Here is an 18,155-nt window from a genome sequence, read left to right on the forward strand (position 1 = left end):
ATAGCGTTGTCTACCGATCCATCGAGATCACGTAGTTTGTATGAAACATTTATATTTGTTACACCCGTAGTATTCAGATGAATTAGCAGAAAGGGTGCATCTGCTGTACCTGAACCATTAAGGGCAACTACTGGGTTAGAGAGTTCAAACTCCGCAACACCACCAGTGTTAAAAGTATTGGGATTAGTTTGGCCAGCATTGACATCTACAGGACTAGATGTGCCATCAGCAACAACTGTTTGCGGATCTACACCTGTAGCAGATGTTAAAGTGTCTCCACGATAGCCAATAATGCTGGAAACACCGCTCCAATCATCATCTATTGTGATTAGTGCTGTATCTGTCCAATCTTGTGTAAAGGCACCTTCAGCCAAGTTATGGTATTGATTCCCCATTTTGGTAAATCTCCAAGTATTTAAAACTTTGTCAGGATAATGCTTGTTTCGGTTCTTTAGTTGGTTAATAACACCATCCATTCTCTAGAGCAGTTAAGCTGTACTTAACTTCCAACACTTATTGCTGAAAACACTAATGCAGCACGGCGTAATTCATAATTCAAAATGAATACAGCGCAAGCGTTTCATTAATTTTGAATAGGTGGTTTATTTGTACCGTAACTTAACTAGTCAAAGAGTTTTGGAGCGGATTCATAATTTCTGCAAAAGTTATGCTCTGTATCCTTTACAAAAAGTGATTTTCATGCACAGCATAATTATTTAGATTTTTAGCTACTTGCTTTTTAAGTATACATAAGTCAACTATAAGTAAGTTTAAGATTCGATAAAGGGCGTTGAAAAATCTAAATATGATTTAGCAACGCCCTTTATTGAATTTAGTTAAGCCTCGACACTGAAAAATCCAGTTACACAATTATGGTTGAAATTAGATGAGTGAAAAAGACAGCTATGCAGAAGGCAGGAAATTAGATGAGCTTTAACTACTGAAGAAAATACTAATTCAGCAAAGGCAAAAATTGGCGAATTAACCCAATTGTCACTGCTGGTAATTCCAACTGCGGTGTTAGCCCCACATTTTCCAACTGTTGAAAAAATCGGATCGCTTGAGGATTCATTTCGGCGAGGCGACGACCAATTGAGGGGCCTGTAAATTCTGACTTTTTTCCCCAAATAATAGCAGTGGGAGTTGTTAGTTGTTGAATGTAAAGGGATAAATCGAAGCACAAATCACCACGGACAAAAGACAGTGCTGCATACTCAGCATTAGGCTGTTGGGCAGATTCTAGGTAAGCATCTACAATTTCTTGGTAGACTCGATTAGACTGGGCAAATTGCCGTTGTTCTAAAAAGCTGCGAATACCGCCACTGGTGGCTACTCCAGTGCTGTATAATAAGCGGTCAACAATGGGAACACTGACTAACTGGGCAAAAAAGCTGCGGGAGTAGTCTTCTCCAAAGTCGGAAAGTCCGGCGGGGGTAGTGAGAATTAAAGACTTGAATAAATCAGGATGAGCGATCGCTACTCGAATTATAAATGCTGCGGTCAGAGAAGAAGCGATCGCTGTTACGGGTCCCGTACAAGTCTGCTCAAAAAATTCCCGAATCGTTGTCAAATAATCTTCAATCTTATAACTTTGCGCCGGATGCTCAGACCTACCCCAACCGATCAAATCTGGCGCAATAACCCTATATTCGGCGGCAAAGGCCGGATAAACTTTCGACCACTCATAAGCAGAAGATCCACCACCAAAGCCGTGCAAGAATACCAAAGTTTCTTGGTCATCTTTGGCACTCACATCATCCTGCCAAGGTGAACCAGTGGCAGTATAGTACACCATTTTACCTAGTGAGGTCATTACGGATCGTTGTTCAAATCCCAATGGCTGAAACATAAGTATTTTTTGTTCCCTGTAGTGATTAATTGGCATCAGTGACACTCGCATCACCTTGGAATGATTACTTGTTTAGTTCAAACTCTCCACTCATTGATTATTATCGGCGAACTAATCACTCTAAGACATCTCACTATCGTCATATTAAGTAGATATAAAATCACTGGATTGCTTGTAAAGATTTGGTGATTTTTTCTCACAGAAAACAGTGGATTAACGTTACAATTACTGTTTTTTAAGGTTTTTACGTGGTAACGGGTATCACTCAAGCGTGCATCTAGGATGAGTTTTTATGATAATCTATGAAGAAAGTCATAAATACTTTTTAACGTCAAAAATAATCAAAACGCTAATTTTAATGAGCTATTAATTGTAGTTATACATATATAAAAAATAGCTGTTGATGTATTATTAATCTGATTCTTTTCTAAGTAATAGTAAGGCGGGATGTCATGGTAAAGCAGGCTATTCTTCAATCAAACAAAGTACCAAGGATTGGAGACGCTAAATTTGCGCTTGACAACTTTAATATACAAAACGAAATCACAACTTCAGCTTGGCGTGGCCAGTCTGAGTCAGCGATTGAGGCTGCCGGAGTGACTGTACCTACTTGTATTAGTTTAGACTTAGAAGACTTAAAGTGTTTTGAGGCAGTAGAGCGTCAGTATGAGCGCTGGGGAGTCATTTTTCATAATTGTCTAGCAATAGAGCCATCAAATCCAGCATTTCCAACTCATTCAGGGCTAACAGTTTTAATAGGAGCGCCCAAAAGCGGATTTTTAGAAGCTACTTTCTTGCATCCGGTTAACTCGGTTGGTGTCTTTGTCACCAGTTCGCAACGGCTAGTACTTTCCGCCTACGATAGCGATCGCCAATTGCTGGGACAAAGTATACTACCAGGCGCTAATCTTGCCAATTCTGACTCGGCAATTTCCCCCAATACCTTATTATCTATAACTGCGAATAACATCCACAGCGTTACCTTCTGTGCTTTTGATGGTCAATTCACCCTCAATAACTTTCGTTTTTGTCTTGAACTTAAAACGTTAAAAACTCAGTGATAAAATTGAGCCTACTCGCCCCAGTCCTAATAGGGTTCAGTTAAGGCTAAAAGTCTCCGACTTTACTCAAAAAGTCTTTATTCCCTTGCTCTGAGCAATTTAAAATGGTATCTTAGTTTCCGTTATCATGTACCAGCCTAATCTACTGTCCGTGAAAACCGAGCATATCGTGGCTTCAGCCTTCATATTTTCATGATCTCTGGTAAAACTTATACATTAAGTAGTTTCATCATCAAGAAGCTAAACACTGTGGCACAGGCTTCGTCTCCTTGGCAGAAATTGATCAACCAGATCCCCAACTGGTTCCTTCCCAAGTTCAAGACAAAAGGAGCTACAAAGCAGCAAACTTTTAAGCGCTTCTCTGGGACTGGGGGCTTTTTTGGCTTTCTGACAATTGTCGTTGCTATGCTGTTGTGGAACTGGAAACTGCTATTAGCTCTGTTAATCGGCGTTGGGGTAATGCTATTAATTTACTCAATGCAGGAGTGGGACTGGCAATTACGCTGGTCTAATATACGCAAGTTTTTAAAGGGTTCAAACCGTCGGTTAGCTTTAGCGGTCGTCAGTGGTGGTATTGCTACTGTCAGCAGTTACATGGCAGCTACAATTTGGGTGGAATCTCACAGTCCTTGGATTGCTGCTGGTGCTATTGTGCAAGGTATGGTAACACTATTAACTTTAATGTTATTGGTATGGCAAATTGTCAACTTCTATGGAAATCGAGAAGAAGACCACCTCGATCAGTTGTTGGTCAATTTAACAGAAAAAGATCCATTGAAACGGTTGATTGCCCTACGTCAACTAACTAAATTCATCACCCATAAGCGAGTTGATTCTTCAGTGCAGCAAGATGTAGTCGAATGCTTGCAACTCCTAGTCAGTCGAGAAGAAGAAGTTGTGATTCGAGAGGCAGCTTTTAAGAGTTTGCAAGCTTGCGATCGCCTACAAATGCTACCACTCAAAACAGCAGCAACTTTCGTACCCGTATCCGCAAAAGTTAACCACACTTAGGTGAGTTATGAGTGCTGAGTTATGAGTGCTGAGTGCTGAGTGCTGTTAGCGGTAGCGGGGCGTTTAGCCCGTACCGAGTAGAGAACCTCACTTTTTTACTCAGAACTCTGAACTGTTTTGCCCAATGCCCAATGCCCAATGCCCAATGCCCCATGCCTATTTTCGAGACAGCCGTCCATTGCAAACTTGCACTACTGGATGATTGCACCGCCGCACCAGTTGTTCATCGTGGGTGGTAACAATTACCGTAGCCCCAAAGGTATTTAACTTCTGGAGAATCTGTATTACTTGCCAGGAATTATCTGGATCGAGATTTCCAGTAGGCTCATCCGCCAAAAGTAGTGGTGGTGTACCGACGATCGCACGGGCAATACTCACCCGTTGTTGCTCTCCTCCAGACAGTTGATCTGGAAAGCAGTCAGCCTTATTCAGCAAACCCACTAGTTTCAACGTTGGTTCTAAACGTCGTTGAATTTCTTTACGGGTATACCCTTGAGCTTGCAGCACAAAAGTCACATTTTCCGCTACTGTCCGTTGGGTAATAAGTTTGTAATCTTGAAATACAATACCAATACGTCGCCGCAATAATGACAAGCGATCGCCCCGTAAACCCGCTACATTACATTCATCAACAATTACTTCTCCCTGTGTGGGTAACTCCTGTCCATACAGTAATTTCAAAAGCGTAGATTTACCAGAACCGCTTGGCCCTGTGATAAAGAGAAATTCTCCCTTTTTTACCTCAAGGTTTGCATTCAACAAGGCATGAGTGCCATTAGCATAGGTTTTGGTTACAGATTGCAATTGCACTTTTATAGCAGTATTGCTAGTGTGCTGTTGAGTTTCACAATCCTTTGTATGAAAAGATTTGTCTGTCTTTGCTTGAGTTTTGATGGCGGTTGTCATTTGAATAAGATACGAACTGGGTTATGACACACTAAGCTCTGAGCTAAATATCTAATTAGGGTTCTAATTTTAGGAAAGCTACTTTGTATTGATTCCTATTAGGGATAGGAATGACGCAAAACTACACCCTGTAAAGACAATTCATGAATTGCCTCTACCTAAAAATCAGAGTTTCGGCTATTGTTTACAAACTCAGTGCTGAGTGCTGAGTCCTGAGTGCTGAGTGAAGAAAAGTACTCAGCACTGATGTACTTGGGTTTTAGCCCCGCCCCTTGTGGGCGGAATCTTCTTATAGGGAGAAGGTTGATACCCGCAAGAGTCTGGGCGGTCTTTCAACTCAGCACTCAGCACTTGTAACTCAGCACTCTTCATGTAAGTCCTGAGAGATAGAAATGAAATTTAGATTTGATATACCCCCCAAAATAAGAATTCCCAGGTTTTGCCTGGGAATTTCAAATCCAACAAAGAAAAATTAAGATTTTTTGAAGACCTTAGTATCAACTAAGTAATAACACCCAACACTCTTAACTAATTGCTCCCCTTGCAGTCAACCGATAAACAAAAGCTTTCACGGCAAAAGCTGGCAAAGCCAACATCCGCCGCCAACGCCAAGGTTCTTGATACAACCGATACAACCATTCCAAATTATTATTTCCCAGCCAAGCAGGAGCGCGAGTTTTAGTTCCCGACCAAATATCAAAACTACCACCAACGCCAATCCAAATTGCTTGGGGACACAAATGTCGGTTTTCGGCAATCCATAACTCTTGACGTGGCACTCCCAAACCGACAAAAATCACTTGTGGCTGCAATTGGGCGAGAGTTTGCCGCAATTGTGCTTCTTCTTCTGGGGAATGGTAGCCGGAGTGAGTGCCTACTATACTCAAATCTGGAATTTGCTGCTGCCAAAAATCTGCCACTTTTAAAGCCACTCCAGGCGCCGCTCCATAGAAAAATACTTTTGCCCCTGTCTTCTTTTGCCCAAGTTCTTGCAAAAGTTTTTCTGCTAATTCAATCCCCGGAAAACGCTGCACTTTTTGCCATAACAGCCAGCGCAAATACAGAACAACCCCGGCTCCATCTGGAATCACTAGTTCAGCATTTTTAATCACCTGAGCTAGGAGTTTATTTTGCTCTGCCTGCATAGTCATTTCTGCATTGAGCGTTACCACATGAATTCCTTTGCCTTGTTGGAGGCATTCTATCAACCAGCCTGGATAGTTAGTCATCACATGAACTGGTATTCCCAACACCGAAAATGCTTGATTGCGTTCAGACATAGCCTATTCTTAATCAACCTCACACCACATTTCCTTGATCGTTAAGTCTATCAAATTTTTTATATTAGGATTTACACAGAAGAGATTCATTAATGGTAAATTCATTCACAAACTCACAAATATCGAGTGTGGTTTTTGCAACCTCGCTATATAAAGTTGCAAGAGCTGCAACAAGAGAAAGCATAACTAAACTAATTAGTCTTGGCACTTGTATTTGGGCTGAACCAGTCCCAATTTTATTGTTTAAGAATTGTTCACAAGGCAAGTGAATGGCAGTGGTAATGCGCCTATATGTTAGCTTTACTTAAACTGGATTTGTACAAATGTCTTTAATCTGCGCCTCTTAGAGGATGTTTGAAAAGTCCTCTTGTCGGTATCAAAAGTTTTAGATCCCTCTAAATCTCCCGATAAATTGGGAGACTTTGATTCCGGTTCCCCCCTTTTTTAGGGGAGCCACTGCGGTCTTCTCCCAAGGGGAGACGCTAAAAGCGATAGCGAGTCATCGAGCGTCTGGGGTCTCCCCAAGTTGAGCAAGTGGCGTGGGTTAGGGGGGATCTAAAAGTGCCCAAAGTCACAGCGAAACACTTTTCAAACAACCTCTTAAAACTTTTTAGAAAACTCGACTTTACAGTTAAGGTAGTGTAACGGGCTGAAGTTGGCTATGAGTAAAATTCGGATTGCGCTAATTGAAGATCATGACCTGACTCGTGTGGGTATTCGGACAGCACTACTGCAAAAGGATGAAATTGAAATTGTAGGGGAAGCTGGTAATGCTACTGAGGGATTAAAAATGTTAAAAATGGTACAACCAGATATCGCTATCGTAGATATTGGTTTACCAGATAAGGATGGCATTGAGTTAACACGGGAGGTAAAATCTACTACTAAAGGCCAGGAGCTAGCCACAAAGGTGTTAATTTTGACGCTGCGGGATAACAAAGAAGCTGTGTTAGCAGCTTTTGCTGCTGGTGCAGACTCATACTGTATGAAGGATATCAAATTCGATAATTTGCTGGAAGCAGTGCGAGTAACTTACAATGGCAACGCTTGGATCGATCCCGCGATCGCCAGAATTGTATTACAACAAGCACAACAAAATCCCCAAAAGTCGGAATCGGCTTTTGTAAATATCAAGACTGTTGGTTCTAACCATGATTCTCTGGGGAATTTGGAAGGAATTCAACCCTACACCCTGACAGAAAGGGAATTAGAAGTGCTACAGTTGATTGTCGAAGGTTGTAGCAATGCAGTAATTGCGGAAAAACTTTATATCACTGTTGGAACTGTTAAAACTCACGTTCGCAACATTTTGAATAAGCTATGTGCTGACGACCGTACCCAAGCGGCAGTTCGCGCCTTGCGTTCTGGGTTAGTGGGATAAAGTTAAATTTAGTAAACAGTGATTAGTAACTAATAACTGTTGAGAATAATTACTTCCTAATTTGTTTGCTTGTCAGGTCGGATAAATATCACATTATCTTCTCATTCAAGTAGCTAAAAATTAAGTCAAATATGGCTGAGATAGGAGTTGAGAAACTTAAGCTCATGGTGGTAGATGATGAGCCGGATAACTTAGATCTACTCTACCGCACTTTTAGGCGAGATTTTCAAGTATATAAAGCCAATCATGCCTTTGGCGCTCTGGAAATCTTGGATCAATTTGGCGAAATGGCGGTGATTATTTCTGACCAAAGAATGCCAGAAATGAATGGCACCGAATTTTTTAGTCGCACTGTAGAGGGCTTTCCAGACACGATTCGGATTTTGTTAACTGGTTTTACTGATGTTGAAGATTTGGTAGATGCAATTAATTCCGGTCAGGTATTTAAGTACATCACCAAACCCTGGAATCCAGAACGGCTCAGGGCGTTAGTTGAGCAAGCCAGTGATACATATCGCATAGTTAAGAAGCGCACGCAAGAATTGCGTCGGGCTTTACGGCGAGAATCTTTGTTTAATGAGGTAACGACGGCAATTAGGGAGTCTCTAGACTACGATAGTATGCTGCAAAAGATTGTAGCAACTATTGGACAAACATTTGAAGCTACCAGTTGTTTGCTCAGACCAGTAGAGGGCGATCGCCTCATACAAGATCAGTTCTTCTACCACGATCCTCAATCAGATGTATTAGATTCTTTCTTCGACCCCAGTCTTTTAATTGAAAAAGTTCTGGAAACCCGTCATTATCAACTCGCTCAAGAAACACACGACGGCAACCTCAGTCACCACCTGGTTGTGCCACTTAGCTACCAGCAGCATCTGCTCGCTGTGCTAGCCCTCCACCAATGGGGACGCGATCGCCCTTGGCAAGACGAAGACATCCAACTGATTGCAGGTGTTGCTGAACAAGCAGCCTTAGCCCTCTCTCAAGCAAAATTCTACCAGCGCCTCCAAGAACAGCAACAGCAGATTCACAATGAGTTGGAAGTAGCCCGCCAAATTCAATACAATTTGCTACGCCAAACTTTACCTGACATCAAAGGTGTGAAGGTGCAAGCCTGCTGCTACCCAGCGCGGGAAGTAGGAGGTGATTTTTTTGAAGTGTTTGTCCATCCCAAAGGCGATTTGTGGTTAGCAGTGGGTGACGTTTCCGGCAAGGGTGTGCCAGCTGCTTTATTTATGGCTAGTATTATTTCAGTTTTGCGCCGGGAATTATCTCAAGAAACACCAGCCGAGCCAAATGTGGTCATGCAAAACCTTAACCACGCTCTCAGTGAAGACTTGATCAGCAACAATTATTTTATCACCCTTGTCTTAGTTTGTTATACCCCTAGCACTAAGGAACTCGTCTACACTAATGCCGGTCATATCTATCCACTGTTATGGTCACGCCAAGGTGCTTTAGCCGACAATCCCAATTACCTCAAAGTCCGTAGCATTCCTTTAGGAATCTTGCCTAAGTGGCAGGCACAGTCTGGTCGCTTAGTTCTTGATGCTGGAGATACATTGTTACTAGCCAGCGATGGCATTACAGAAGCAATGGTATCAAATAATTTAAATCCATCAGTAAAAACCGTGTCTGGCGGTGAGCCACTCAACCGTTCTATGCTGAATCAGGATGGTCTTTGGCAACTGCTACAAGAAGAGGAACAACCACTTTCTCTTAACCATTTACTCAGTCGCATCCAGGCAGATAACCACATTCAAGAAGACGATCAAACTATACTCTCGCTGGAGATTTTGTAAGTAATGAAAAGTGAGCTTCATGTACCAAGTGATTTGGATTATCTTAATATTGTTGAAAACTGGTTGCTAGGATGTTTGAAACTCCAGCTAGGAGAATCTGTAGATTGGTCGCGGCAATCAAGTCGTTTGAGACTGGCTTTGGTAGAAGCCTACTCAAATGCAGTCCGTCATGCCCACAAGGACAAACCAAATTTACCGATTTTACTGCGTTTAGAACTGAAAGACCGGGATCTTGCGATAGAAATTTGGGACTACGGCGAAGGCTTTGATATCTCTAACTACTACGCTCCAAACCCTTTGGAAAAACAAGAAGGTGGTTATGGCTGGCTAATTATGAGTCGTCTCATGGATAAAGTAGATTACCAGTTGCAGATTAATGGCGCTAACTGTCTCAAGTTAGAAGCTACTTTACCCGAATTAGTCAAATAAATAAAAGTTACTGTTTTTCAAGTAATATGATTTATCTGGATTTTAGATGAGTATATTTTGTTTTGGGTATTATTCAGATAGTGCCTAAGTATTATACTTATTTACTACTTTTCCTGACGTAAAGAAAGTAACTCTTGAGGAGAAGCTAAAAGTTTGATTCTAGTGTATAAAATTTGCTGCTGTTGGTTGAGGATAAATAACCACAAGACATTGACACCACACCATGAGGTTTGTGCTTTGCCTGTCACTTGGACTTGAATTGTAGCATTTTCCAAAGTCTCGCTTATTCCAGCATTGGGGTAAGCTTTAATGTTTTGGGCTTCTTGTTTTAAGTAGGCTGCGATCGCATCTGTCCCAACAATATCAGATTCAAATGGTGGACGCATCACACCATCTTTGGCAAATAAAGCAGCAGTTACCTCAAATTCTCCAGCATTTAACGTTTCAAAATAGCGCAGTACACTTATTTCTGCAATTCCCTCAATCTGAAATTCTTCTTTCGGCTGGGCTGGGGATATAAATTCAGTAGAAGTCATATAATTACCTGTATTATGTTAACTGAATATTAATTTCAATACAAAAATAAGTAAAAAGAAAGCTGCTGTTGATATAGATTGCTACAGATCTACAAATCTTCCTCACGATGGAAGTTTTAATTGGTATCTTCTAAAAAACTTATATATATAAAGTAATTAACAAATGTTAATAAAAAGTGTTGATTACGTAATGTATAATTGAGATGCCTTTAGGTAGGCAAAATCTAGATAAAAAAATGAATCAGTATTCCGTAACCAGCAGCAGTGTAGTGAAAGAAAGAGCCAGCGAGTTGGGCTTTCACAAAGTTGGAATTGCTGCTGTAGATAGAGTAGATGATACAGAAGCGCAGAGGCTGCAAGCATGGATTGAACTGGGTTATCATGCCGATATGAAATGGATGGCTAACCCGAAGCGTCAGGATATCCGCTTAGTGATGCCAGAAGCGCGATCGCTAGTGTGTGTAGCACTAAACTACTACACACCACATCAACGTCCCGAAAGCGAAGAATACGCCAAAATTTCTCGTTATGGCTGGGGAAGGGATTATCATAAGGTGATGCATAAAAAACTCAAGCAGCTAGCCAGATGGCTGGAATCACTTGATGAAGGCGTACAAGCTATTTATTATGCAGACACTGGCCCAGTGCAAGATAAAGTGTGGGCACAACAAGCCGGAATTGGTTGGATTGCCAAAAACGGTAATGTGATTACACGGGAGTATGGCTCTTGGGTATTTTTGGGAGAAGTGTTAACAAATCTGGAATTAGAAAGCGATCGCCCGCATACACAACATTGCGGTAGTTGTACTCGTTGTCTTGAGGCTTGTCCCACGGGTGCAATTACTCAGCCATTTGTGGTTGATGCCAATCGCTGTATAGCTTATCATACTATTGAAAATCGGGACGACAAATTGCCAGAGGCACTTACACCCCATTTGCAAGGCTGGGTTGCTGGTTGTGATATCTGTCAAGATGTTTGTCCTTGGAATCAGCGTTTTGCCCGCACAACTGATGTCGCCGAGTTTCAGCCTTATCCTGGGAATATTGCTCCTCAACTGCTAGAATTAGCCCAAATTTCAGATCAGGAGTGGGATAAACAATTTGCAGCATCCGCCTTGCGGCGGATTAAGCCAAAGATGTTACGACGGAATGCTCAAGCTAATCTTGACCGAAATAGGGGATAGGTTATAGGAAATAGAAAACAGGGAAATAACAGAGATATTAAATGTGGTTTCAAGAAGAAAGTTTTTAAGCATAAATTCATCAAAAAGAATTTATGCCAAGATATGTAGTACAAGACACAAAACCTCTTTGTTAAGTTAAGAAGCTTTGAAGTATGAGTATTTCTCTATGTCCTATCAACTGTTTAAGCATCCAAGCGAAAGAATGACCCAGAAAGTAATTATTTTTGATTTTGATGGCACAATTGCTGATACAGTAGATGCCCTTGTGAGTATTGCTAATCGTCTAGCTGTAGACTTTGGTTATAGACAAATAACTCCAGAGCAATTGTCCCTCCTCAAGAACTTAACATCTAGGGAAATTATTAAGTATTCAGGAGTTTCTCTATTTAAAATACCTTTTTTAGTTAAAAAAGTTAAAGGAGAATTAAAAAGTAAAATCCCTGAATTAAAGCCTATTCCGGGAATTAAAGAAGCATTAATAGAACTCCAAAATCAAGGATATAAGCTGGGAATTATCACTTCTAATTCCAAAGAAAATGTTACGCAATTCCTCACAATTAATGATTTAAATCACCTGTTTGATTTTATCTACTCAGGAATTACAATTTTTGGTAAAACAACAATAATCAATAACGTATTAAGACAAAAGCAACTCAAACCTCAAGAAGTTATTTATGTCGGAGATGAAACCAGAGACATAGAAGCCTCAAGAAAAGCAAATATCCAAGTAATTGCGGTAACTTGGGGCTTTAACTCCCCAGAGGTACTAGCCAAGCAAAATCCAGATTATTTAATTCACCAACCTAGCGAACTATTAGAAGTGATGAAGTTAGGAGTTAGGAGTTAGGTTTTTATTCTGATATTATGAATAACTGTTAATTAATCAATAGTCAAAAGTCCATAGTGAAAACATTAGCTATTGACGATTGACTATTGATGGCTAGGGAAAACTTACTTTTTCGGTTGACCCTTTTCTATAGCTTGTTTTACTAAATCATCAGTGACGCTAGTTATACCTTGAGTCTTAGAATTCCCAACTTCCTTAGCTAACTCTAGAAAATCATCAGGATTACCAGTTGGCTGTGCTTGAGTTTTTGTCTCTTGTGGTTTAGAGATTTCATATTTAGGTGCAGTCGCTGCTTCAGCTGCTGCTGCACCTTCGCCTGTGCGATCAATTTCACTGACACTGAATTGCTGTGCAGCTGCATAATCAGCTTCAAAATCAACCTTTGGCGCTTTTTCTTCACCACTAGCAATGTTTTCGGCAGCTAATTGAGCGTCATGGGTGGGAGCTTCATTTAAATTGGGCTTTATTTCATCAGGCATACTAAAACCTTAGGTAAATTTTTAATTGCTTACTGGGGAATCTTAGCAAAGCAATTCGCTACTTACTTACCTCCTTGGGAGAGAATTTTACCTCTATTAAAAGGTAGATAAAATCTGCAATATCTAATTAATAGAACTCTTTCTATAGGAAGTAGAATCAAATTCTCAAATTCTGGTAAGCCTTAGCTTGGCCTGTTAAATTACCTTGGAAACAAATTTATGACTGCAAGTTACGATAAAACCATTTCTCAAGCCCAGAGCAATGAAACTCAAAAAGTAGTGGACGCGTTTAACGGCTTAGACACCGATGCCAAACTAGCTTGGTTTTATTTTGTTTATAAAAAAATGGGTGATTCCGTCACTCCAGCTGCTCCAGCTGCTGCAGAACCAGAACTAACACCAATTCTATTTGGAGACTATTTTGAATTGTCAGATGAGCAGCAACTAGCAATTATGCGGGATATAGTGAACCGTAAAGATACAGAATATTCTCGTGCCTATGGAGCAGTAAAAGAAAATAACCAACTGTTTGTTTGGTATGCTTGGGCGGTAGCTATGGGAGATACGGTAGTTGATTTACCAGGCAATTACCAAGCAACTAAAGCGATTAATGATTTGCTTTCCCAAATTGAAGAACTAGATTTTGAAGAGCAAATGTCGGTGTTGCGGACAATAGCTGGTGAAATGGGTTACACCGATGTTAAGCCGATCGCAACGCAAGCAGAAACAGGCAAAACATCGAGTTTATAATCATATCAAAACCGGATTTATCAGCCTTGGCGAATAAAATTCGCGGGTACACAAACTAAGTCCGCGATCGCGGACTTCAATAACTCATAACCCAGCAAGGTGATTTAAATCGGCTGGTGTCAAATTAGAGTGTACCACTTGACCATCACGGAACCAAACGATGCGCTGGGTTTGACGGGCAACTTCTGGTTCATGAGTTACCATGACAACGGTGATCCCACTGGCATTAAGTTCGCCAAAAATATCTAATACTTCTTGGGTTGTGCGCGAATCAAGGGCACCAGTGGGTTCATCGGCTAGGAGAACTACGGGACGGTTGACGATCGCACGAGCGATCGCTACTCTTTGTTGTTGCCCGCCAGATAGTTGAGTTGGTTTGTTGTTGAGGCGATTTGCTAAACCGACTCGCGTCAGTGCAACTGTGGCGCGATCGCTTCTTTCTTTTTGGTTCACACTAGCATACACCATTGGCAGCATCACATTTTCTAGTGCTGTTAGTTGGGGCAATAGATGGAATTGTTGGAACACAAACCCCAACTTTTTGTTACGGATATGTGCTAAGGATTTATCATCCATTTGTGCGACATCGATGTTATCTAAATAATAATGTCCTTTAGTCGGGCGGTCTAGACAGCCGATAATATTCATGGCTGTGGATTTACCAGAACCAGAAGGCCCCATAATTGCACAATATTCGCCTTCTTGGATGGTCAAATTTACATCATTTAGGGCTTTTACTTCAGTTTCACCACTCCCATATATTTTAAAAATATTCTCCAACCGAATAATTGTTGATTTAGGGACGGGACTGGGAATTAAAGAATCGGTAATTGAAATAGTGTTTGCCATAACGATTTAGTTATTAGTTGGTAGAGACGCAATTAATCGCGTGTTTAGAGGATGTTTTAAAAGTCCTATTGTATGGTATCAAAACGTTCTAGATCCTCCTAAATCCCCCGATAAATTGGGGGACTTTGATTCCGGTTCCCTGCTTTTTAAGGCTACAGTGTACACACAAACAAAATCAAAAACCTCACCCTGTCCTGACGGACATCCCTCTCCTTGGTAAGGAGAGGGACAGGTTTTGCGTAGCAAAAGCAGGGTGAGGTTTCTTTGGACTATTCGATAAACCGTAAATTGCTTCAAGAGAGACTTATGTGTACACGGTAGCTTTTTAAAGGGGGTTAGGTGGTATCAATAAAGTGCCTAAAATCATAGCCAAATACTTTTCAAACATCCTCTGACAAGATAGACGCAATATCTACGACGGGCGTAGATGCAGCACCGCTACTAAAGCCTATGCCTAATACTTGTATTGTATATTCTAAGGAGCGATCGCACTTGATGAACAAAATTTAATTTTTTCGCTATCAGGAAAAATTCAGTATATTTATGCTATCTTTATAGGCTTTCAGAGAAATCACTGGCTCTTTAAAGAGTAAATAAAGAATTTATTTGAGCGATCGCTGTTTCTACATAGTCTTATACTCTAGAGATTAAAGCATCTTCAAAAAGGCTAGAAGATTAAGAGAGGACTGATTTTGTTAAATCTATTGACACAATAAACACCTCAGCCCAATTAAACATAGATATAGATTCATGGGTAATTTGCCTCTACACTTTTCAACTTTCAATAGTTCCCGGAAAATCCTGATTTGCCCATGAATATTGATAGTAACGTTGATTGCTACCTATGTAATTAGTATCTGTCTAATTTAGATATCTCTACACCAGCAGAATTCTATACGATATGTGCTTGGCTGAGTGGCAAATAGTAACAACATGTTTTTGCCCTCAATTATCTCCAACTTTTTGGACTTAGAACAAGATGCGGATTTGGGTCTTTGGCATTGATAGCCTTTGATAACTCTTCAGCAATTCACTTCTGTATAATCCCAAAGACATTTATGACAACTTCAATAATTCCAACTCTACAGGATTTATATGATGTAACTGGGCAACACCAAGATAATCGCTCTGGGTACTGCACACTCCAGTGGCGACGGGGTAAACTGTTGGTGAAGCTGCCTGGACGAGTTAAACAACCATATCTGCCTTCGTTAAATAATCAGCGATCGCTAGTAGAATGCTTACAACATTCTCCTGTAAATTTGGTAAGCATAGATCCAAAACTAGGTGAGGCTTTGCTCCGATTTTGGGCAGATGCATGTGAACAAGCTCATAAGCCAATATTCCTACACATACCCCCTGGCAATAAACTGCCGAAACAAGCCAATCAACCCTTACAACGACTAATTGATTGGATTGCTGCTTTAATGTTGCTGTTATTAGTTAGTCCAGTAATGCTGGGATTGGTTGTGTTGATGCAGGCTTACTCGCCAGGGTCACTTTTTTGCCGTGAGTGGCATGTTGGAGAACGAGGTAGACTCTTTCGAGCGATTAGGTTCTGCTCAACTACAAAGCACAATATCACACCGCTAGGGCGTTGGATGCGTAAATACAGTCTCGACAATCTACCGCAGTTGTTTAACGTGCTGCGGGGTGACATAAGTTTGACCGGATCTCGTTCTTGGACTTTAGAAGATGCAGTACAGCTAAATAAACTACCAGAAATTACAGCTTTATGGGAAGTAGAAGCCCAGCCCCACCTGTTACATCTGGATAGCCAAACACTTTGAGAATTCTTAGACCAATTCTTTGTGAAACTGCACAAAATCAGGCTTAGTGAAACAAGGGGCTTAAGCCTCTTGTTCTATGCAACCTCACAGGTAATCGGTATTACATGTCAAATTATTATTAGAAGAATCCATGCTTTTCAAACTTCCTCAATCATTCCGCAATCTGCTCAAAGCTACCAGCTTTTGGCAGGATAACTATTTAATATTGCAAGAATTTAAACACTTTCGCAAAATTGCAACTTTAGCTCTAATATTTTCAGTTCTGGCGGCAACTTTTGAAGGTGTAAGTATTGGTTTCTTGCTTTCCTTTTTGCAAAGCTTAACTAGTCCCAATGCTCAACCTGTCCAAACAGGAATAGGTTGGTTTGATATTTGGGTTTTGGGAGCAAAGACATCGGCAATCAATCGTCTGTATCGCGTATCTTTGCTGATTTTATTAAGTACTTGGTTACGTGCAACCTTCAATTACTTTTCCCAAGTCTACACCGAATTATCTCAACTACATCTTGCTGATCGTTTACGTAAGCAAATTTTTGAACAGTTACAATCATTATCGCTAAGTTACTTTGCCAAAACTCGTTCTGGTGAACTGATTAACACAATTACTACAGAAATTGAAAGGATCAGACAGGGTTTCAGTGGTGGAGCCTTTTTAGTGACTAGAGGATTGACAACTCTTGTCTACTTAATATCAATGTTTTTGATATCATGGCAACTAACACTGATTTCAGCATTACTATTTACACTTTTAGGTGTAGGGTTGTCTACTCTAAACGCTAGAGTCAGAGAATCAAGTTTTGGCATGACAACTGCCAATTCTAATTTTACATCAACAGCCATAGAATTTATTAATGGCATTCGCACTGTTCACTCCTGTGGTACTCAAGAATTTGAGCGCCAGCGTTACTACAAAGCTAGCAATAAGGTAGTAAGTACTACAACTAAAGTTGTATTTACCTGGACACTTGTCAAGCCAATTGCTGAAGGTGTAGCTACTACAGTATTGGTCGGAATGATTATTTTGGCGTTCACTAGTTTGGTTACTAATGGAACGCTACAAGTTTCTTCTTTGCTAACCTTTTTCTTTGTACTATTTCGCTTTATTCCGTTTGTTCAAGATATTAATGGTACAAGAGCATTTCTCAGCACTCTACATGGTTCAGCAGATAATATTAAAAATCTGTTAAAAAGTGATGATAAATATTACTTTCAGAATGGCACAATTGAGTTTAAAGGTTTAAAAAGGTCAATAGACTTAATTTCTGTAGATTTTGGCTACGATGATCAGAATTTAGTGTTGCATAATATTACCCTGACGATTGAAAAGGGAAAAATGACAGCATTAGTTGGAGCATCTGGTGCTGGTAAAACAACCCTTGCTGATTTAATTCCTCGATTTTATAATGCTACAGAGGGATATCTTTATATTGATGAAGTTGATATCCGGCAGTTTGAAATTAACTCCCTACGCCGTAAAATAGCTGTCGTTAGTCAGGATACTTTTATCTTCAATACTAATGTTTGGCAAAATATTGCTTACGGGACTCCAGGAGCAACTAATGATGAAATTAAAATAGCTGCTGAACTAGCGAATGCATTAGAATTTATTTTGGAAATGCCGGAAGGTTTTGATACCCAATTGGGAGATAGAGGTGTTAGATTATCTGGAGGACAAAGGCAGCGAATTGCTATTGCGCGCGCTCTACTACGTAACCCAGAGATTTTGATTTTGGATGAGGCAACTAGTGCATTAGATTCGGTATCTGAGCGCTTAATTCAAGATTCATTAGAAAAGCTATCTGTTGGTAAAACAGTGATTGCGATCGCTCACCGTCTTTCTACTATTTCTAAAGCAGATAAAGTTGTAGTTTTAGAACAGGGACGGATAGTAGAGCAAGGTAATTATAAAGAACTACTTGATCTCAAAGGTAAGCTTTGGAAATATCATCAAATGCAGTATGAAGTGAGTCAACCAGATTAGAAACAATCCCCAAACTT

17 protein-coding genes are annotated in these 18,155 nt (G+C 40.5%); 10 read left to right on the top strand and 7 right to left on the bottom strand.

The annotated features are described in order from the left end of the window. The coding region (locus tag F8S12_RS25315) for a hypothetical protein (protein WP_196519060.1) at positions 1 to 395 on the bottom strand (395 nt) is incomplete at its 3' end. A gap of 557 nt (positions 396 to 952) precedes the next feature. Further along, entirely contained in the window at positions 953 to 1,849 is an 897-nt protein-coding gene (locus tag F8S12_RS25320) for an alpha/beta fold hydrolase (protein WP_196519061.1), read from the bottom strand. A gap of 452 nt (positions 1,850 to 2,301) precedes the next feature. Here F8S12_RS25320 and F8S12_RS25325 point away from each other — a divergent pair, with 452 nt between their 5' ends. Then, positions 2,302 to 2,910, top strand: coding sequence for a hypothetical protein (locus F8S12_RS25325; RefSeq protein WP_196519062.1), 609 nt, complete (start codon positions 2,302 to 2,304; stop codon positions 2,908 to 2,910). Positions 2,911 to 3,159: 249 nt separating this feature from the next. After that, the gene (locus tag F8S12_RS25330) at positions 3,160 to 3,921 is read left to right on the top strand and encodes an armadillo-type fold-containing protein (protein WP_196519063.1); all 762 of its coding nucleotides are present in this window, start codon (positions 3,160 to 3,162) and stop codon (positions 3,919 to 3,921) included. A 156-nt stretch (positions 3,922 to 4,077) separates the two neighbouring features. Here F8S12_RS25330 and ftsE read toward each other — a convergent pair whose 3' ends face one another. After that, positions 4,078 to 4,827 (bottom strand): cell division ATP-binding protein FtsE, encoded by a 750-nt coding sequence (gene ftsE, locus F8S12_RS25335; RefSeq protein ID WP_196519064.1) that lies wholly within the window; start codon positions 4,825 to 4,827, stop codon positions 4,078 to 4,080. Positions 4,828 to 5,351: 524 nt separating this feature from the next. After that, positions 5,352 to 6,107 carry a WecB/TagA/CpsF family glycosyltransferase gene (locus F8S12_RS25340; RefSeq protein WP_196519065.1) on the bottom strand — a complete coding sequence of 252 codons (756 nt, stop codon included), beginning with the start codon at positions 6,105 to 6,107 and terminating at the stop codon, positions 5,352 to 5,354. Positions 6,108 to 6,768: 661 nt separating this feature from the next. Here F8S12_RS25340 and F8S12_RS25345 point away from each other — a divergent pair. The 3 genes from F8S12_RS25345 (at position 6,769) to F8S12_RS25355 (ending at position 9,722) form a co-directional block, all read left to right on the top strand. Continuing rightward, complete coding sequence (locus F8S12_RS25345; RefSeq protein ID WP_196519066.1) at positions 6,769 to 7,488, top strand: response regulator transcription factor; 720 nt, start codon at positions 6,769 to 6,771, stop codon at positions 7,486 to 7,488. A gap of 131 nt (positions 7,489 to 7,619) precedes the next feature. Next, entirely contained in the window at positions 7,620 to 9,293 is a 1,674-nt protein-coding gene (locus F8S12_RS25350; protein WP_196519067.1) for a SpoIIE family protein phosphatase, read from the top strand. 3 nt (positions 9,294 to 9,296) lie between these two features. Then, positions 9,297 to 9,722 (top strand): ATP-binding protein, encoded by a 426-nt coding sequence (locus tag F8S12_RS25355; RefSeq protein ID WP_196519068.1) that lies wholly within the window; start codon positions 9,297 to 9,299, stop codon positions 9,720 to 9,722. A gap of 104 nt (positions 9,723 to 9,826) precedes the next feature. Here F8S12_RS25355 and F8S12_RS25360 read toward each other — a convergent pair whose 3' ends face one another. Further along, the gene (locus F8S12_RS25360; RefSeq protein ID WP_196519069.1) at positions 9,827 to 10,258 is read right to left on the bottom strand and encodes a ketosteroid isomerase family protein; all 432 of its coding nucleotides are present in this window, start codon (positions 10,256 to 10,258) and stop codon (positions 9,827 to 9,829) included. A 236-nt stretch (positions 10,259 to 10,494) separates the two neighbouring features. On the opposite strand from F8S12_RS25360, the gene queG reads away from it, so the two are divergent. Both queG and F8S12_RS25370 read left to right on the top strand, forming a co-directional pair. Further along, a complete protein-coding gene (gene queG / locus F8S12_RS25365) occupies positions 10,495 to 11,442 on the top strand; it encodes a tRNA epoxyqueuosine(34) reductase QueG (protein ID WP_196519070.1) in 948 nt (315 codons plus the stop codon). A 202-nt stretch (positions 11,443 to 11,644) separates the two neighbouring features. Then, on the top strand, positions 11,645 to 12,289 hold the full coding sequence (locus tag F8S12_RS25370) for an HAD-IA family hydrolase (protein WP_196519117.1): 645 nt from the start codon (positions 11,645 to 11,647) through the stop codon (positions 12,287 to 12,289). A gap of 104 nt (positions 12,290 to 12,393) precedes the next feature. On the opposite strand, the gene F8S12_RS25375 is transcribed toward F8S12_RS25370, so the two are convergent. Further along, entirely contained in the window at positions 12,394 to 12,768 is a 375-nt protein-coding gene (locus tag F8S12_RS25375; RefSeq protein WP_196519071.1) for a hypothetical protein, read from the bottom strand. Between the two features lie 219 nt (positions 12,769 to 12,987). Here F8S12_RS25375 and F8S12_RS25380 point away from each other — a divergent pair, with 219 nt between their 5' ends. Continuing rightward, a complete protein-coding gene (locus tag F8S12_RS25380; RefSeq protein ID WP_196519072.1) occupies positions 12,988 to 13,518 on the top strand; it encodes an orange carotenoid protein N-terminal domain-containing protein in 531 nt (176 codons plus the stop codon). A gap of 84 nt (positions 13,519 to 13,602) precedes the next feature. Here the strand turns inward: F8S12_RS25380 and F8S12_RS25385 are convergent, their stop codons facing one another. After that, the gene (locus tag F8S12_RS25385) at positions 13,603 to 14,367 is read right to left on the bottom strand and encodes an ABC transporter ATP-binding protein (protein ID WP_230968263.1); all 765 of its coding nucleotides are present in this window, start codon (positions 14,365 to 14,367) and stop codon (positions 13,603 to 13,605) included. Positions 14,368 to 15,425: 1,058 nt separating this feature from the next. Between F8S12_RS25385 and hepC the strand changes: the two genes are divergently transcribed. Then, positions 15,426 to 16,157: a heterocyst development glycosyltransferase HepC gene (gene hepC, locus F8S12_RS25390; RefSeq protein ID WP_196519073.1), complete on the top strand. Its 732-nt coding sequence runs from the start codon at positions 15,426 to 15,428 to the stop codon at positions 16,155 to 16,157. A 130-nt stretch (positions 16,158 to 16,287) separates the two neighbouring features. Further along, on the top strand, positions 16,288 to 18,138 hold the full coding sequence (gene hepA, locus F8S12_RS25395) for a heterocyst formation ABC transporter subunit HepA (RefSeq protein ID WP_196519074.1): 1,851 nt from the start codon (positions 16,288 to 16,290) through the stop codon (positions 18,136 to 18,138). Positions 18,139 to 18,155 lie beyond the last annotated feature (17 nt).

Source organism: Nostoc sp. WHI, assembly GCF_015714725.1.
Lineage (GTDB): Bacteria > Cyanobacteriota > Cyanobacteriia > Cyanobacteriales > Nostocaceae > Nostoc.

Excerpts from the sequence above, each read along its gene's own strand:
- F8S12_RS25320 (WP_196519061.1), bottom strand. The coding sequence starts at position 1,849 with ATGTTTCAGCCATTGGGATTTGAACAACGATCCGTAATGACCTCACTA.
- F8S12_RS25325 (WP_196519062.1), top strand. The coding sequence starts at position 2,302 with ATGGTAAAGCAGGCTATTCTTCAATCAAACAAAGTACCAAGGATTGGA.
- ftsE (WP_196519064.1), bottom strand. The coding sequence starts at position 4,827 with ATGACAACCGCCATCAAAACTCAAGCAAAGACAGACAAATCTTTTCAT.
- F8S12_RS25340 (WP_196519065.1), bottom strand. The coding sequence starts at position 6,107 with ATGTCTGAACGCAATCAAGCATTTTCGGTGTTGGGAATACCAGTTCAT.
- F8S12_RS25345 (WP_196519066.1), top strand. The coding sequence starts at position 6,769 with ATGAGTAAAATTCGGATTGCGCTAATTGAAGATCATGACCTGACTCGT.
- F8S12_RS25350 (WP_196519067.1), top strand. The coding sequence starts at position 7,620 with ATGGCTGAGATAGGAGTTGAGAAACTTAAGCTCATGGTGGTAGATGAT.
- F8S12_RS25355 (WP_196519068.1), top strand. The coding sequence starts at position 9,297 with ATGAAAAGTGAGCTTCATGTACCAAGTGATTTGGATTATCTTAATATT.
- F8S12_RS25360 (WP_196519069.1), bottom strand. The coding sequence starts at position 10,258 with ATGACTTCTACTGAATTTATATCCCCAGCCCAGCCGAAAGAAGAATTT.
- queG (WP_196519070.1), top strand. The coding sequence starts at position 10,495 with ATGAATCAGTATTCCGTAACCAGCAGCAGTGTAGTGAAAGAAAGAGCC.
- F8S12_RS25370 (WP_196519117.1), top strand. The coding sequence starts at position 11,645 with ATGACCCAGAAAGTAATTATTTTTGATTTTGATGGCACAATTGCTGAT.
- F8S12_RS25375 (WP_196519071.1), bottom strand. The coding sequence starts at position 12,768 with ATGCCTGATGAAATAAAGCCCAATTTAAATGAAGCTCCCACCCATGAC.
- F8S12_RS25380 (WP_196519072.1), top strand. The coding sequence starts at position 12,988 with ATGACTGCAAGTTACGATAAAACCATTTCTCAAGCCCAGAGCAATGAA.
- F8S12_RS25385 (WP_230968263.1), bottom strand. The coding sequence starts at position 14,367 with ATGGCAAACACTATTTCAATTACCGATTCTTTAATTCCCAGTCCCGTC.
- hepC (WP_196519073.1), top strand. The coding sequence starts at position 15,426 with ATGACAACTTCAATAATTCCAACTCTACAGGATTTATATGATGTAACT.
- hepA (WP_196519074.1), top strand. The coding sequence starts at position 16,288 with ATGCTTTTCAAACTTCCTCAATCATTCCGCAATCTGCTCAAAGCTACC.